Source organism: Amycolatopsis sp. NBRC 101858 (assembly GCF_030269325.1).
Classification (GTDB): Bacteria; Actinomycetota; Actinomycetes; order Mycobacteriales; family Pseudonocardiaceae; genus Amycolatopsis; species Amycolatopsis ponsaeliensis.
The window spans coordinates 678,899-694,284 of sequence record NZ_BSTD01000005.1 but is presented as its reverse complement, the minus strand read 5'-3'; the positions used below and the strand labels follow the sequence as shown (position 1 = coordinate 694,284).

The 15,386-nt window shown below is 70.7% G+C and carries 14 protein-coding genes; 2 read left to right on the top strand and 12 right to left on the bottom strand.

Annotated features, from left to right (window positions below; translation table 11 throughout):
• The first annotated feature begins 23 nt into the window (after positions 1-23).
• On the top strand, positions 24-1,538 hold the full coding sequence (gene glpK, locus QSK39_RS37465) for a glycerol kinase GlpK (RefSeq protein WP_285482547.1): 1,515 nt from the start codon (positions 24-26) through the stop codon (positions 1,536-1,538).
• A gap of 43 nt (positions 1,539-1,581) precedes the next feature.
• Here the strand turns inward: glpK and QSK39_RS37460 are convergent, their stop codons facing one another.
• The 6 genes from QSK39_RS37460 to QSK39_RS37435 form a co-directional block, all read right to left on the bottom strand.
• The gene (locus tag QSK39_RS37460) at positions 1,582-2,385 is read right to left on the bottom strand and encodes a VOC family protein (RefSeq protein ID WP_285482546.1); all 804 of its coding nucleotides are present in this window, start codon (positions 2,383-2,385) and stop codon (positions 1,582-1,584) included.
• A 136-nt stretch (positions 2,386-2,521) separates the two neighbouring features.
• Positions 2,522-3,313, bottom strand: a complete 792-nt coding sequence (locus QSK39_RS37455) for a VOC family protein (protein ID WP_285482545.1) — start codon at positions 3,311-3,313, stop codon at positions 2,522-2,524.
• An 80-nt stretch (positions 3,314-3,393) separates the two neighbouring features.
• The gene (locus QSK39_RS37450) at positions 3,394-4,047 is read right to left on the bottom strand and encodes a class F sortase (RefSeq protein ID WP_285482544.1); all 654 of its coding nucleotides are present in this window, start codon (positions 4,045-4,047) and stop codon (positions 3,394-3,396) included.
• A gap of 85 nt (positions 4,048-4,132) precedes the next feature.
• The gene (locus QSK39_RS37445; RefSeq protein WP_285482543.1) at positions 4,133-4,696 is read right to left on the bottom strand and encodes a hypothetical protein; all 564 of its coding nucleotides are present in this window, start codon (positions 4,694-4,696) and stop codon (positions 4,133-4,135) included.
• Between the two features lie 220 nt (positions 4,697-4,916).
• Positions 4,917-5,375: a hypothetical protein gene (locus QSK39_RS37440; protein WP_285482542.1), complete on the bottom strand. Its 459-nt coding sequence runs from the start codon at positions 5,373-5,375 to the stop codon at positions 4,917-4,919.
• A 73-nt stretch (positions 5,376-5,448) separates the two neighbouring features.
• Positions 5,449-6,849 carry an NAD(P)H-quinone dehydrogenase gene (locus tag QSK39_RS37435; RefSeq protein ID WP_285482541.1) on the bottom strand — a complete coding sequence of 467 codons (1,401 nt, stop codon included), beginning with the start codon at positions 6,847-6,849 and terminating at the stop codon, positions 5,449-5,451.
• Between the two features lie 128 nt (positions 6,850-6,977).
• Here QSK39_RS37435 and QSK39_RS37430 point away from each other — a divergent pair, with 128 nt between their 5' ends.
• Positions 6,978-7,430, top strand: coding sequence for a gamma-glutamylcyclotransferase (locus QSK39_RS37430; RefSeq protein WP_208608413.1), 453 nt, complete (start codon positions 6,978-6,980; stop codon positions 7,428-7,430).
• 63 nt (positions 7,431-7,493) lie between these two features.
• Here the strand turns inward: QSK39_RS37430 and QSK39_RS37425 are convergent, their stop codons facing one another.
• From QSK39_RS37425 to QSK39_RS37400, 6 genes are all read right to left on the bottom strand, one after another.
• Complete coding sequence (locus QSK39_RS37425) at positions 7,494-8,327, bottom strand: endonuclease domain-containing protein (protein ID WP_285482857.1); 834 nt, start codon at positions 8,325-8,327, stop codon at positions 7,494-7,496.
• 201 nt (positions 8,328-8,528) lie between these two features.
• Entirely contained in the window at positions 8,529-9,830 is a 1,302-nt protein-coding gene (locus QSK39_RS37420; RefSeq protein ID WP_285482540.1) for an amidohydrolase, read from the bottom strand.
• Positions 9,831-10,027: 197 nt separating this feature from the next.
• Entirely contained in the window at positions 10,028-10,330 is a 303-nt protein-coding gene (locus QSK39_RS37415) for a hypothetical protein (RefSeq protein WP_285482539.1), read from the bottom strand.
• Between the two features lie 49 nt (positions 10,331-10,379).
• Positions 10,380-11,375, bottom strand: a complete 996-nt coding sequence (gene meaB / locus QSK39_RS37410) for a methylmalonyl Co-A mutase-associated GTPase MeaB (protein ID WP_285482538.1) — start codon at positions 11,373-11,375, stop codon at positions 10,380-10,382.
• A 3-nt stretch (positions 11,376-11,378) separates the two neighbouring features.
• On the bottom strand, positions 11,379-13,547 hold the full coding sequence (scpA, locus tag QSK39_RS37405; RefSeq protein WP_285482536.1) for a methylmalonyl-CoA mutase: 2,169 nt from the start codon (positions 13,545-13,547) through the stop codon (positions 11,379-11,381).
• Positions 13,544-15,379: a methylmalonyl-CoA mutase family protein gene (locus QSK39_RS37400; RefSeq protein WP_285482535.1), complete on the bottom strand. Its 1,836-nt coding sequence runs from the start codon at positions 15,377-15,379 to the stop codon at positions 13,544-13,546. The genes scpA and QSK39_RS37400 overlap by 4 nt, the downstream gene beginning before the upstream one ends.
• Positions 15,380-15,386: the final 7 nt, after the last annotated feature.

Sequence of the window (15,386 nt, the reverse complement as noted above, 5' to 3'; positions counted from 1 at the left end):
CCTTCCGAATTCCTGGAGCACACATGACTTCGTACGTAGCCGCGATCGACCAGGGCACCACGTCGACCCGGTGCATGATCTTCAACCACGAAGGCCGCGTCGTCTCGGTCGACCAGCGCGAGCACGAGCAGATCTTCCCGAAGGCCGGCTGGGTCGAGCACAACGCCGAGGAGATCTGGGAGAACACGCGCCGGGTCGCCGCGGGCGCACTGGCCAAGGCCGACCTGACCGCGGCCGACATCGCCGCCGTCGGCATCACCAACCAGCGCGAAACCGCGCTCGTCTGGGACAAGAAGACCGGCAAGCCGGTGTACAACGCGATCGTCTGGCAGGACACCCGCACCGACCGGATCGTCACCGAGCTCGGCAACCTCGGCGGCGGCCAGGAGCGCTACCGCGACAAGGTCGGCCTCCCGCTCGCGACGTACTTCTCGGGGCCGAAGATCAAGTGGATCCTCGACAACGTCGAAGGCGCGCGCGAGAAGGCCGAAGCCGGTGACCTGATCTTCGGCAACATGGACACCTGGGTGCTGTGGAACATGACCGGCGGGGCCGACGGCGGCGTGCACGTCACCGACCCGACCAACGCCTCGCGCACCATGCTGATGGACCTCGACACCCTGCAGTGGGACGCCGAGATCGCCGGCGAGATGGGCATCCCCCTTTCGATGCTGCCGGAGATCCGCTCCTCGTCCGAGGAGTACGGCAAGGTCCGCGAGAAGGGCGCGCTGGCCGGCGTGCCGATCGCGGGCATCCTGGGCGACCAGCAGGCCGCGACGTTCGGCCAGGCCTGCCTTTCGCCCGGCGAGGCCAAGAACACCTACGGCACCGGCAACTTCATGCTGCTCAACACCGGTACCGAAAAGGTGATGTCGCAGAACGGGCTGCTCACCACGGTCTGCTACAAGATCGGCTCGAACGACACGGTCTATGCGCTGGAAGGCTCCATCGCGGTGACCGGTTCGCTGGTGCAGTGGCTGCGCGACAACCTCGGCATGATCGCGACCGCGGCCGAGATCGAGGAGCACGCGCGCAGCGTCGAGGACAACGGCGGCGCGTACTTCGTCCCGGCGTTCTCGGGTCTGTTCGCTCCTTACTGGCGATCCGACGCCCGCGGCGCGATCGTCGGGCTCACCCGGTTCGTCAACAAGGGTCACCTGGCTCGCGCGGTGCTGGAGGCGACCGCCTTCCAGACCCGCGAGGTACTCGAAGCGATGAACGCCGACTCCGGAGTCCCGTTGAAGGCGCTCAAGGTGGACGGCGGCATGGTCGTCAACGAGCTGCTGATGCAGTTCCAGGCCGACATCCTCGGCGTGCCGGTGATCCGCCCGGTGGTCAACGAGACCACCGCGCTGGGTGCCGCGTACGCCGCCGGCCTGGCGGTCGGGTTCTGGAAGTCCGAAGACGACATCCGCACGAACTGGGCCCAGGACAAGCAGTGGGACCCGGCGATGGACGACGCCCGCCGCGACCGCGAGTTCCGCAACTGGAAGAAGGCCGTGACGAAGACCTTCGACTGGGTCGACGACGAGGACTGACCGGTCAGGGCCGGGGGCACTCCGGTGCCCTCGGCCCGCACCGTCAGTCTTCCCAGCCCTCCGGCTTGCCGGACTGCTCGTTGGGTGCCACGACCAGGAACGTCACCCCCTGGTCGTCCGCGATCCGCACCTGCCTGCCGTACGGCGAGTCGAACGGCTTGCCCAGCGCCTGACCACCCAGCTCGACCGCCTTGGCCGCGCTCGCGTCGGCGTCCGCCACCGAGAAGTACGCGGACCAGTGCGACGGCACGTCCGCCGGCACGGAGTCCGGCAGCGCGCCGACGCCGCCGACCGGGCGGCCGTCGAGCAGCAGCACCGCGTACGTGAAGTCGTCGTTCGACAGGTCCTGGAAGCCGTAGCCGAAGACCTGCTCGTAGAACGCCTTCGCCGCCGGGTAGTCCCGGCTCATGCACTCGTTCCAGGCCATCGTGCCCGGCGCCGCCGTCACCTGCGTGCCCGTGTGGTTGCCCGGCTCCCACAGGCCGAAGGCCGCGCCGCCGGCGTCGACCGCGACGGCCATCCGGCCTTCCTGCATCACGTCCATCACCGGCACGACGATCTGGCCGCCGGCCTCGGTGATCGCCGTCGCCGTCTTGTCCACATCGGACACCGAGAGGTAGGTCGTCCACACCGCGGGCATCTCCTGGCCGGGCGGCGTCTGGCCGATCCCGGCGACCGGACGGCCGGCCACCAAGGCCATGCCGTAGAAACCGGTCTCCTCGCCGCCCGTCTGCACGTCCCAGCCGAACAGGCCGCTGTAGAAGGCCACCGCCTTCGCCTGGTCGGGCACCATCAGGTCCACCCAGCTGGGTGTCCCCTCGGGCCATGGTTCGTCGCGGAACAACATTTCGGCTCCCTACCCTCGTCGGCGCCGCCTTGGGTGACGGCCGACACAGTCTTGCACCGGGCACCGACAAAACCGGTGCCGAACGACCCCCACCACGGAACCGGCCCGATCGGGGACGGTCGGTGAGCGCGGCCCCTCAGTCGTCCCAGCCGCGCGGCTTGCCGGACTGCGCGGTCGGCGCGATGACGAAGAACGGAGCGCCCTGGTCGTCGGCGAGCAGCACGTACCTGCCCTCCGGCGACTCGTACGGCTCACCCAGGATCCGGCCGCCGAGCTCGGCCGCCCGGGCCGCGCTCGCGTCGGCGTCAGCCACCCAGAAGTACACCCGCCAGCTCGACGGCGTCCCCGCGGGCAACGCGCCGATCCCCCCGACCGGCCGCCCGCTCGCCAGCAGCGCTTTGTACGTCAAGTCGCCGCTGGTCTCGTCTTCGAAGCCGTAGCCGAACACCCGCTCGTAGAACGCTTCGGCCACCGGGTAGTCCGGGCTCACGCACTCGTTCCAGGCCAGCGCGCCCGGCCCCGCCATGACCTGCGTGCCCTGGTGGCCACCGGGCTCCCAGAGCCCGAAAGCCGCACCGCCCGGGTCGACCGCGATCGCCATCCGGCCCTGCCCCGGCACGGTCGTCACCGGCACGACGACCTGACCGCCCGCCTCGCCGATCGCCGCCACCGTTTTGTCCACATCGGACACGGACAGGTAGGTCGTCCACACCGCGGGCGGCTCCTGCCCTGGTGGAGCCTGGCCGATCCCGGCGACCGGACGACCCCTCAACGTCGCCATGCCGTAGAAGCCGGTGTCTTCACCGCCCGGCCGGACGTCCCAGCCGAGCAGGCCGCGGTAGAAGGCGATCGCCTTCGCCTGGTCCGGCACCATCAAGTCCACCCAGCCGGGTGTCCCCTCGGGCCACGGCTCGTCCCGGAACAGCATGTCGGCTCCCTACCCCTCGTCGGCGCCGTCTCGGTGACGGCCGGCACAGTGAAGCAGGGGGGTCCGACAAAAACCGGAAATCAGCTCTGGACCAGGCGGGCGTAGACCACGATGTTGTCGACGTAGTTGTGCGCGCTCCGGTCGAAGACGCCGCCGCAGGTGATCAGCCGCAGCTCGGGGCCGGCCGTGTCGTCGTACACGCCTTCCTTTTCGAAGTCCTGCTTCGGCACCTGGTGCACCTTCGTCACCTCGAAGAGCGCCGTCGTCCCGTCCGCGCGCGCGACCGAGACGCGGTCGCCGGCGGCCAGCTCCTTGAGCCGGTAGAAGATGCCCTTCTGGTGGTTGCCGTCGACGTGCCCCAGGACGACGGCCGGGCCGACCTCGCCCGGCGTCGGCGCGTAGGTGTACCAGCCCGCCTGCAGCGGCGTGGTCACCGGCGGCACCTGGATGGTGTTGTCCGCGTTGACCCCCAGCGGGACCAGCGACGAGTGCGCGCCGATCTTCGGGATGTCGATCGAGACCGGATCGGACTTCGGCAGCGCGGCGACGGCGTCGGCGGCCTGCGCACCGCCGGTGGGTGCCGGGTCCACCGCGACCGGCCGCGCGGGCGGCGGCTGCGCGGTCGACGGCCCGGGTCCGCCGCCGAGCGTCAGCGCCAGCACCACCAGCGCGGCCAGCAACGCCACGACCAGGGCGATCAGGTAACCCCGCCTGCTGGTGATCCTCGTGGTCATGTGCTCCCCCTCTCGCGGGTTTACACGTCTGGGCGGCCCGATCGGTCGGGCCGCCCAGACGCTACCCCCGCTCCCCCTCGGGAGATCAGCGGCGCCGCGCCCGCCGGGCCAGCACCAGACCGCTGCCGCCGAGCGCGAGCACGCCCATCGCGGCCGCGGCCCCGAGCGGCGTACCGGAGTCGTCGACGGGGCCGTCGGTGCCGCCGGTCTGCGGCGCGCCCGCCGGCACCTTGGTGACCTGCTTGGTGCCCGGCGTCTTGGCGGCCACCCGGTCCACGACGAACGGCACGTCGACGAAGGTGTCGGGACGGCCGTCCCGGGGGTGGCAACGCAGGTTGACGACGTACTCGCCGGCGCGGACGTCGCGCACGACCCCGGTGTAGGCCCGCACCGAGCCCTTCGGATCGGCGTCCGCGAAGGCGTCGACCGCCCTGGAGGTCACGTAAGCCTCCCCCTCGCAGCCGACGGTGATCCGCACCTCCGTGCCGGGCACCCCGTGGCCCGGCGCGACGGTGAGCTTGGGCGCGGCCGGCTTGGCGGTGGTGCCCGAAGTGGGCGTCGCGCTCGGCGAGGTGCTCGCGAGCGCCGCACCGGGCGCGACGACGAGGAAAGCCGCGGCGACACCCGCGACAACAACGGCGTTCTTCATTCTTTTCTCCCCTGTGGAATGCGTGAACAAAGCAAGATCGCGGACCCGGTCGCAGTTCCCCCTGCCTCGGCTTCGCCCGCTTGCTTATGTACTCCAAGACGTCTCCACCTGCGGAAGGTTGCGCTCGCAGGTCACGAATACGTCGCGAAATCGCGCTTCGGGAACCCAAGAAAAAACCACCCCGGAGCGTGGCTCCGAGGTGGTTTCGTGGAGTGCGGATTCAGCCGGCCATGCTGCCGTCGCCCGCTTTCGCGGCGCCGGAGGGCACCTTCGAGACCTGCGGCGCGGGCACGGTGAACTGCGTGCGGTACGTCTGGTCGCCGCAGGTCACGGTCAGCGGGTACGTCCCGGCCGGGGTGCCCGGCTTGAGCGCGGCGTCGGCACTGATGTTCGCGTCCGCGCCCATGAACGGGCCCGGGGTGTAGTTGGAGAAGGTCAGCGCCGGCGAAGAGAACGCCGGCGAAGCGCCTTCGCACTTGGCCAGCGCGACGTTCGGCGCGTCGCGGACGTACTTGTCGACCAGCGACTGGTTGATCGCGGTGTTGACGTTGAGCTGGACGCTGCCCTTCGCCGGAGCACCGCTCGGAGCCGGGACGGTGCTCTGCTGCGCCACCGCCGGCCCTGTCAGCGTCGTCGCCCCGATCACCGCTGCCACAACCAAAACCACCGTCTTGCGCACCTTCGCACCCTTCGCGTCCTTCAGCCGTACAACCGACAAGACGCGACGGGATGCGGCGGGGTTGCGTGCTTTTTCAGTCGAGATCGTCGTGCCGCATGAGCTGCCGCCCGGCCTCGGTGATCGAGCCCGACAGCGACGGGTACACCGAAAATGTCAGTGCCAGGTGGTCCACTGTGAGCTGGTTCTGGACGGCGAGCGCGATGGGAAGGATGAGCTCGCTCGCCTGCGGCGCCACGACGACTCCACCGACGACCACGCCGGTGGCGGGGCGGCAGAACAGCTTCACGAAGCCTCGCCGGAGGCCCTCCATCTTCGCGCGCGCGTTGGTGGCCAAGGGCAGCATGATGGTGCGCGCGGGCACCTCGCCGGAGTCGATCGCCTGCTGGCTGATGCCGACGGTGGCGATCTCCGGGTGGGTGAACACGTTGGCGGCGACGGTCTTGAGCTTGATCGGCGCGACGCCCTCGCCCAGCGCGTGCCACATCGCGATGCGGCCCTGCATGCTCGCCACCGAGGCCAGCATGAGCAAGCCGGTGCAGTCACCGGCGGCGTAGATCCCCGGAACGGAGGTGCGCGAAACGCGGTCGACGGTGATGAACCCGCCGGGGCCCGGCGAGATGCCGACCTTGTCGAGGCCGATGTCCTGGGTGTTCGGGACCGACCCGACGGTCATCAGCGCGTGGCTGGCTTCGATCACGCGGCCGTCGGCGAGGAAGATCTCGACGCCCTTTTCGGTGCGCTCGACGCGGTCGGCGCGCGCCTGCTTCGCGACGGTCGTGCCGCGCTGCGAGAAGACCTCTTCGAGCACCGCGGCGGCGTCGGCGTCCTCGTGCGGGAGGACGCGGTCGCGGCTGGAGACGACGGTGACCTTGACGCCCATCTCGGTGTAGGCGGACGCGAACTCGGCGCCGGTGACACCCGAGCCGATCACGGCGAGGTGCTCGGGCAGCTCCTCGAGCTCGTAGAGCTGCCGCCAGTCGAGGATGCGCTCGCCGTCGGGGACCGCGCCGGGCAGGACGCGCGGGGTGGCGCCGGTGGCGATCAGGACGACGTCGGCGGGCAGCTTCTCGGTGCCCTCGGACGTGGTCACGGCGACCTTGTGGGTCGCGAGGCCGGGCTCTTCGTCGCAGAAGCGGGCTTCGCCGACGATGACGCGGACGCCTTCGCGCTGGACGCGGGCGCGGATGTCGGCGGACTGCGCGAGCGCGAGGCCCTTCACCCGGCCGTGGACGGTCGGGAGGTCGATGCTCGTGTCGGCCAGGTCGGTGTTGATGCCGAGCTCGCCCAGGTCGTGCATCTTCGCCAGCGCGCCCGAGCTCGCGATGAACGTCTTCGACGGGACGCAGTCGTAGAGGACGCACGCGCCACCCAGGCCGTCCCGCTCGACGATCGTGACGTCGGCCCCGTGCTGGGCTGCGACCAGCGCGGCTTCGTAGCCGGCCGGGCCCCCGCCCATGATCACGATCCTGGTCACCTGGGTCCTCCTCGGAGTGCGTGCGTGCGGTGCTCTCACCGTACGCGGCGGAGGTGACCGGACACTGAAGTGGGCGAACACGGCGAGTGCGTCCACTCGGGTCAGCGCGGGGTCGCTACGCTGTCGGCGTGCCGTTGTATGCCGCGTACGGATCGAACATGGAGCCCGCCCAGATGCTGGAGCGCGCGCCGCACTCTCCGATGGCCGGCACCGGCTGGCTGGAGGGGTGGCGCCTGACCTTCGGCGGCGAGGACCTCGGCTGGGAAGGTGCCCTGGCGACGATCGTCGAGGACCCGGGTTCCCGGGTCTTCGTCGTGTTGTACGACGTGACGTCGCTGGACGAGACGGGCCTGGACCGCTGGGAGGGCGGCGAGCTGGGGATCCACAGCAAGATCCGCCTCCGGGTCCAGACGATGGACGGCTCGGCGCTGGCCTGGCTGTACGTCCTGGACGCATACGAGGGAGGCCTGCCTTCCGCGCGTTACCTGGGCGTACTGGCCGACGCCGCCGAGGCGGCCGGCGCTCCCGCCGACTACGTCGACGACCTCCGCACCCGCCCCTGCTCCGGCATCACCGGCTAACCGACCCTCCAGGTACGCGAGCCGACCCCCTAGGTACGCGAGCCGACCGTCCAGGTACGCGAACTACACGGAACGCGCCCGGAAGGCATCGCGCAGTTCCAGGAGCACCCGAGCCGGGTCCCGGAGGTCGGCTGCCACGGCACGGACCGTGATCCAGCCTCGCCCCTGCATCCGGCGGTCTCGCTCCGCGTCGGCGGCCTGGCGATCCTCGTGCGCGGCGAATCCGTCGTACTCGAGTGCGACGCGTCGAGCGGGCCAGGCCATGTCGAGCACGTAGAGCAACCTGCCGTCGATGTCGTTGATCGGGTACTGGACCTCCGGGAGAGGCAATCCGGCTTCGACCACGATCAGCTTCAGCATGCTCTCGGGCGGCGATTCGGCCCGTCCGTCGGCGAGGGCGAGCATCGACAGGGCCCTGTGGATACCTTTGCGGCTCGCACGGTCGACGATGCGGTCTCGCACGTTGTCTCGAAGCCTCCGCAGGTGGTCCGGAGGTAACCCCCGCATGGCCTCTTCGGCGGCCGCGAAGGCGGTTCGCTTGTCCCCTCGGCACAGGAAGTCGGCCAGTGCGAGATCCAAGCTGAAGACCGGCAACCCCTCGAGTTCGAGCACATCGTGCGGCTGGTAATCAGCCTGGTGGACGATCAGACCGGGCTTCGATCTGACCCGCCGTTCGTAGGGCACGGTGAGGTGGATGTCCGCACACTCGGCGACCGAAACCCCATGCAGCACAAGGGAAGTCGCACCCGAGAGCACGGCCGGCTGACCGGCCAGGAGCAGCGCCGCCTCCGCCCGGGCCGGCAATTTGAGCGCGTCGGCGGCGGGTACCACCACTCCTCGCCAAGGCTGGGCCAGCAGCCCGCTGGCCAACGCCTCGCGGACCGCTCGCTGCCCCAGAACCTCGACGGCCTCACTACGCAACGCCGCCCCGTGTCGCCCTCCCCAATTGATCACGACATCGAGAATGAGGCACTTCCGGCGATGACGGAAGGGCCTCATGCACGACCTGTGGACAACTTGGCCGACCTGTGGACAACTCTGTACCCAGAGGGTCGGTTCGCGTACCTGGAGAGTCGGTTCGCGTACCTGGAGGGTCGGCTAGGCGAGGGTGGTTAGGGCTGTGTGGACCAGGGTTCGGACTCCGCAGAGCAGGGCTCGCTCGTCGAGGATGAACGTGGGGCGGTGAATGTCGGACTGGGGTTCGGGGGAACCGGGCCAAACGCCCAGACGGGCGAAAGCTCCCTGGACGTGCTCCAGGTACCAGCCGAAGTCCTCGCCACCCGAGGACTGCTCGGTCGAGGCCACCGCACCCTCGCCCAGGGCTGCCTCGACGCCGGCGCGCATCAGGGCCGTCGACTCCGCGTCGGACACCACCGGCGGGACGCCGCGGCGGTAGTCCAGCGAGAAGCCCACCCCGGTCGGCGCCAGCAGGGACTCCACCGACGACGCCACCAGCGGCTCCAGCGACGTCCAGACCTCGTGGTCGGCCGTGCGCAGTGTGCCGCGCAGGACGCCGTCCTGCGGGACCGCGTTGGCCGCCTGGCCCGCGTGGACCGCGCCCCACACCAGCACCGTGCCGGAGCGCGGGTCGACGCGGCGGGAGAGCACCGCGGGCAGGGATGTGATCACCGTGCCCAGCGCGTGGACCAGGTCGGCGGTCAGGTGCGGGCGGGACGTGTGCCCGCCCGGCGACGTCAGCCGCAGCTCGATCAGGTCCGCCGCCGACGTCAGCGCGCCGACGCGCATCCCGACGCGGCCCACCTCGAGGCGCGGGTCCACGTGCAGGCCGTAGATCCGCTCGACGCCGTCCAGCGCGCCCGCCGCGATCATGTCCAGCGCGCCGCCGGGCATGACCTCCTCGGCGGCCTGGAAGATCAGGCGGACGCGGCCGGGCAGCTCCGGCGCGCCGGCCAGCGCGCGGGCCGCGCCGAGCAGGATCGCCGTGTGGGCGTCGTGGCCGCACATGTGGGCCGCGCCCTCGACGGTCGACGCGTAGGGCAGCCCGGTCGCCTCGGTGAGCGGCAGGGCGTCCATGTCCGCGCGCAGCGCCACGCACCGCTCACCGCTGCCGATGTCGCAGACGACGCCGGTGCCGCCGGGCAGCACCCACGGCTTGAGCCCCACCGAGCGCAGCAGCGTGACGACCAGTTCCGTGGTCGCGAACTCGTGCCGTGACAGCTCCGGGTGCGCGTGGATGTGCCGGCGCCAGGCGAGCACGTCGGTCGCGTTGGCGCGCAGCCAGTCGTCGAGCCAGAACGGGCCACGGCCCGCACCAAGGTCCTCCACGGGAGCCATGCTTACGCCGGCTTCGGAAATCAGCGCTTCGGACCCCTCCATGGGGTTGATGATGCGCCCGTGGGGGTCGCCTGGAACGTCCGGCCGTGAGTCCAACACCGTCACGCCGCACCTCCTCCCGCAACACGGGTAACCCGGGCAGCGGCTGGGGTCACGCAACGTGCCGATCGATCTGTCGTACGCATTTGCAGACGATCGTGCACCATGCAGGCGGCAACGCGCGCCTCGAAAACGGCCGTCCTAGATGGCCGGTACCGGATCTGCGTTGAACGGCGTGCAGTAGTTCGGCAAAGCCGAAGGCCTCAGGAGCTCTTGGCTTTCTTCGAACGGACTCGCCTGCCCCAGATCACGATCCCGAGCAGCGCCACCGCGACCACGCCCGCGATCAGCTTGTTCTTGGTCTTTTCGGTGTTCGCCTTGTCCGTCTGGGCTGGATCGAGGACCGGGCCCGGCGGTTGCGTCTGGGCTGGGACCAGCGCGACGGGCGCGTGCGCCACCGTCACCGTCACGGCCGCCGGTCGCACCGGTTCGGCGGACGCCGGCGACGCGCTGAACACGACCGCGCCCAGCACCCCGGCCAGGACCAGAACCCGCAGTTTCGCCATGTCATCCCTTCGCCACCACCAGGCATTCTGCCCGCGGAACGCCGGTGCGTCAGCCACCACGCGGTGGACCGAACGCGTCGAGGATCCGCTGAGCACCGAGGGTAGCCGTCAGCTCACCGTCCCGCACCGCCCGCTCGACGTCGGGAACGACCGTTCGCACGTCCGGATGTGCCGCCAGGCGACTCAGCAGTTGTTCGCGCACCATCGCCCACGTCCACTCGACCTGCTGCCGGCGGCGCCGCTCGTCGAGCTCGCCGGACGCCGTGAGCGTTTCGCGGTGCTGCTCGATCGCGCCCCAGACCTCGTCCAGCCGCAGGTTGTGCAGGCCGCTGCAGGTCAGCACCGGCGGCGTCCACGCCGCTTCGGGCCCGTAGATCATCCGCAACGCGCCCGAAAGCTCCCGGGCCGCACGACGAGCGTCCCGTTCGTGGTCACCGTCGGCCTTGTTGACGGCGATGACGTCGGCGAGCTCCAGCACACCCTTCTTGATGCCCTGGAGCTGGTCACCCGTGCGCGCGAGCGTCAAGAAGAGGAAGCAGTCGACCATGTTCGCGACGGTCACTTCGGACTGTCCAACCCCGACGGTCTCGACCAGCACGGTGTCATAGCCGGCGGCTTCCATCAGCACGATCGTCTCGCGCGTCGCCCGCGCGACGCCGCCGAGCGTCCCGGACGTCGGCGACGGCCGGATGAACGCCCGTTCGTCGACCGCCAGGCGCGCCATCCGGGTCTTGTCGCCGAGGATCGACCCGCCGGTGCGCGTCGACGACGGGTCGACCGCCAGCACGGCGACGCGGTGCCCGGCCGCGGTCAGGTCGGTGCCCAGCTGGTCGATGAATGTCGACTTACCGACACCGGGCACGCCCGTGATGCCGATCCGCCGGGCGCCACCGGCCGACGGCAGCAGCTCGACCAACAGCTCCTGCGCCAGCGCACGGTGGTCCTCCCGCTGCGACTCGACCAGCGTGATCGCCTTCGACAGCGTCCCGCGGTCCCCCGCCAGCACGCCCTTGGCGTAGGCGGTGACGTCGATCTTGCGCGGCAAGGGTCAGGACTCCTGCGCGGTCAGCTGGCCGAGCAGGTCGATGGCCGCGTCCGCGAGCACCGTGCCGGGCCCGAAGATCGCCGCCGCGCCGGCTTCGCGCAGCGCCGGGTAGTCCTGCGGCGGGATGACGCCGCCGACCACGACCATGATGTCCTCGCGGCCCAGCTCGGCGAGCTCGTGGCGCAGCGCGGGCACCAGCGAGAGGTGCCCGGCGGCCAGCGAGGACACGCCGACGACGTGCACGTCCGCCTCGATCGCCTGCCGCGCCACCTCCGCCGGGGTGGAGAACAGCGGGCCGACGTCGACGTCGAAGCCGATGTCGGCGAAGCCGGTGGCGATCACCTTCTGGCCGCGGTCGTGGCCGTCCTGGCCCATCTTCGCGACGAGGATCCGCGGCCGGCGCCCTTCCTCCGCGGCGAACTCCTCGACCAGCTGACGGGCCTTCTCGACGTTCTGCGACTTACCCACCTCTTCGCGGTAGACGCCCGAAATCGTCCGGATCTGCCCGGAGTGCCGGCCCCAGAGCTTCTCGAGCGCGTCGGAGATCTCACCGACCGTGGCCTTCGCGCGCGCCGCGCCGATCGCCAGCTCCAGGAGGTTGCCGCCGTTCCCCGCGCCCTCGGTGAGCCGCCGCAACGCGTCTTCGGTGGCCGCGGAGTCACGCTCGTCGCGCAGCCGCCGCAGCTTCTCGAGCTGTTGCGTCCGGACGCCGGCATTGTCCACTTTGAGCACTTCGATGTCTTCGTCGCCGGTGACCTGGTACTTGTTGACGCCGATCACCGGCTGCCGGCCGGAGTCGATCCGCGCCTGCGTGCGGGCCGCGGCCTCCTCGATGCGCAGCTTGGGGATGCCCGCGTCGATCGCCTTGGCCATGCCGCCGGCCTGCTCGACCTCGCTGATGTGCCCCCACGCCTTGCGCGCGAGGTCGTAGGTCAGCTTCTCGACGAACGCACTGCCGCCCCACGGATCGATCACGCGCGTCGTGCCGGACTCCTGCTGCAGCAGCAGCTGGGTGTTGCGGGCGATCCGCGCGGAGAAGTCGGTCGGCAGCGCGAGGGCCTCGTCGAGGGCGTTGGTGTGCAGCGACTGCGTGTGCCCCTGGGTCGCGGCCATCGCCTCGACGCAGGTGCGGACGACGTTGTTGTAGACGTCCTGCGCGGTCAGCGACCAGCCCGACGTCTGGGAGTGCGTCCGCAGCGAGAGCGACTTCGGCGACTTCGGGTCGAAGCCCTTCACGAGCTTCGCCCACAGGAGACGCGCCGCGCGCAGCTTCGCGACCTCCATGAAGAAGTTCATCCCGATCGCCCAGAAGAACGACAGCCGCGGCGCGAACTTGTCGACACCGAGGCCCGCGTCGACGCCGGAGCGGATGTACTCGACGCCGTCGGCGAGCGTGTAGGCCAGCTCCAGGTCGGCGGTCGCCCCGGCCTCCTGCATGTGGTAGCCGGAGATGGAGATCGAGTTGTACTTCGGCATGTGCTGCGAGGTGTAGGAGAAGATGTCGGAGATGACCCGCATCGACGGCTGCGGCGGGTAGATGTAGGTGTTGCGGACCATGAACTCCTTGAGGATGTCGTTCTGGATGGTCCCCGCGAGCTGCTCCGGTTTCACCCCCTGCTCCTCGGCCGCGACGACGTAGAGCGCGAGCACCGGCAGCACCGCGCCGTTCATCGTCATCGACACGGACATCTTGTCGAGGGGAATCCCGTCGAAGAGCTGCCGCATGTCGTAGATGGAGTCGATCGCGACGCCCGCCATGCCGACGTCGCCGGAGACGCGCGGGTGATCGGAGTCGTAGCCGCGGTGGGTGGCCAGGTCGAAGGCGACCGAAAGCCCTTTCTGGCCGGCGGCGAGGTTGCGGCGGTAGAAGGCGTTGGACTCCTCGGCGGTGGAGAACCCGGCGTACTGGCGGATGGTCCACGGCTGGTTGACGTACATCGTCGGGTACGGCCCGCGCAGGAAGGGCGCGATCCCGGGGTACGTGCCGAGGAAGTCCACATCGGACAGGTCGGCGGCGGTGTAGACCGGCTTGACGCCGATGCCCTCGGGCGTCTCCCAGGCCAGCGCGTCCGGGCCCTTGCCGGTGGCCTCCTGCACGGCTTTGGCCCAGGCGTCGCGGTCGGCCGGTTCGGGCGAACCGAGGTCGACGTCGGCGAAGTTCGGGATGGTCATCGCGAAACTCCCAGCTTGGCGTGCAGACCGGTCAGGGCTTCCAGGGCGTCGCACCCGGCGAAGACGGTGCCGTCGACACCGTCGAATGTGCCCTTTCCGGCCAATAGGACGTGTTCGGCTCCCAACGCGGCCGCCACGTCGGCGGCCTGCGCCGCGTAGGCGTCGTCGGTGCCGCAGATACAGGCGATCTTCGCCCCGCTCGCGCGGAACGCGCCGGGCAGATCGTCCGTCGCACCCGGGTTGACGGCTTCGATCCCGCCCGCCTGGAAGAGGTTGGCGGCGAAGCCGGCGCGCGCGGTGTGCGCGGCGACCGGGCCCAAAGTGGCGAGGAAGATCTTCGGCCGCTCACCGTGCGAAGCGAGGTACGCGTCCGAAGCATCGCGAAGGGCTTCGAAGCCTTCGGCGTACCGGTGCCGCGGCAATCCACCCTCCACAGTGGACGCCAGCGGTTCCCTGGTCACCAGCTTCTCGGCCAGGTTCGGGAACTCGCTCACGCCGGTGAGCGGGTCGCGCCGGGTCGCGATCCGCTTCGAGCGCTTCTCCCAGGTCGACGCCAGCCGCCCGGCCAGCGCGCCGGAGGACAGCTCGGCGACCAGGCCGCCCGCGCCCTCGATGGCGGTGAACTCGGCCCAGGCGGCGTGCGCGAGGTCGTCGGTCAGCTTCTCGACGTACCAGGAGCCGCCCGCCGGATCGGCCACGCCGGCCAGCTTGGACTCCTCCAGCAGCACGGCGTGGGTGTTGCGGGCGATCCGCGCGGAGAACGCGTCGGGGCGGCCGATCGCGGCGTCGAACGGCAGCACCGTGACGGCGTCCGCGCCGCCGACGCCCGCGCCGAAGCAGGCGACCGTCGTGCGCAGCATGTTCACCCAGGGATCGCGCCTGGTCAGCATCGACGGCGACGTCACGGCGTGCTGGCGCATCGGCGACGAGAAGCCGCACACCTCGGCGACGCGGGCCCACAGCCGGCGGGCCGCCCGCAGCTTCGCGATGGTGGAGAACTGGTCGGCGGTCGCGGCGATCCGGAACTCCAGCTGGCCGGCCGCGGCCTCGGCGTCGAGGCCGGCGTCCGTCAGCGAACGCAGGTACGTGACGCCGGCGGCGACCAGCGCGCCCAGCTCCTGCGCGTCCGACCCGCCGGCCTCGTGGAACGGCAGGCCGTCGGCGACGATCGTGCGCACCTTCGGGTACTTCCCGGCGACACGCGCGGCGAGCGCGGCGGCCGGTTCGAGCGCGACGGCCGAGCCGGTGCGCGCCGCCAGCCCGATCGGGTCGGCGCCCAGCACGGCGGTGGCTTCACTCGCCGGGATCTCGCGCTCGTCGAACAGCTCGAACAGCGCTTCCGCGGCGGCTTCGTACGAAGCTCCGGCGTCCAGCACGACCGGCGCCAGGTCGAGGTAGACCTCGTTGAGCGCGTCGGCGATCGACGCGGGCGGGACGGACAGCCAGATCGACGTCACACCGCCTTCGAGGTCGGCCAGGATCGCGCGGTTGACCGCACGCGCGTCTTCGCCGGTGAAGCGGGCGCGGACGTCCCAGCCCGTGCTGATCTGGCCTTCCGGGCGCGACCCGCGCACGAACGGCGGCAGTCCCGGGAACCCGGTTTCGCCGGGTACGTCCTCGGCCGTGTACAGCGGCTGGATCTCGATCCCGTCGTAGGTCCGCGTGACGAGCTTGCTCTCCGGGGCACCCGCGAAGTCCTCGGGCACCCTGCCGCTCTTGCGCAGCACCCCGGCCACGAGCTCCTGCCACTGCTCGCGCGTCGCCTGGGGAAACTCGGCCGCAAGGTCGAGTTCGGAGATCGGCGCTGACTCCGGACCGGCCACTTCAGTCATACCCAGT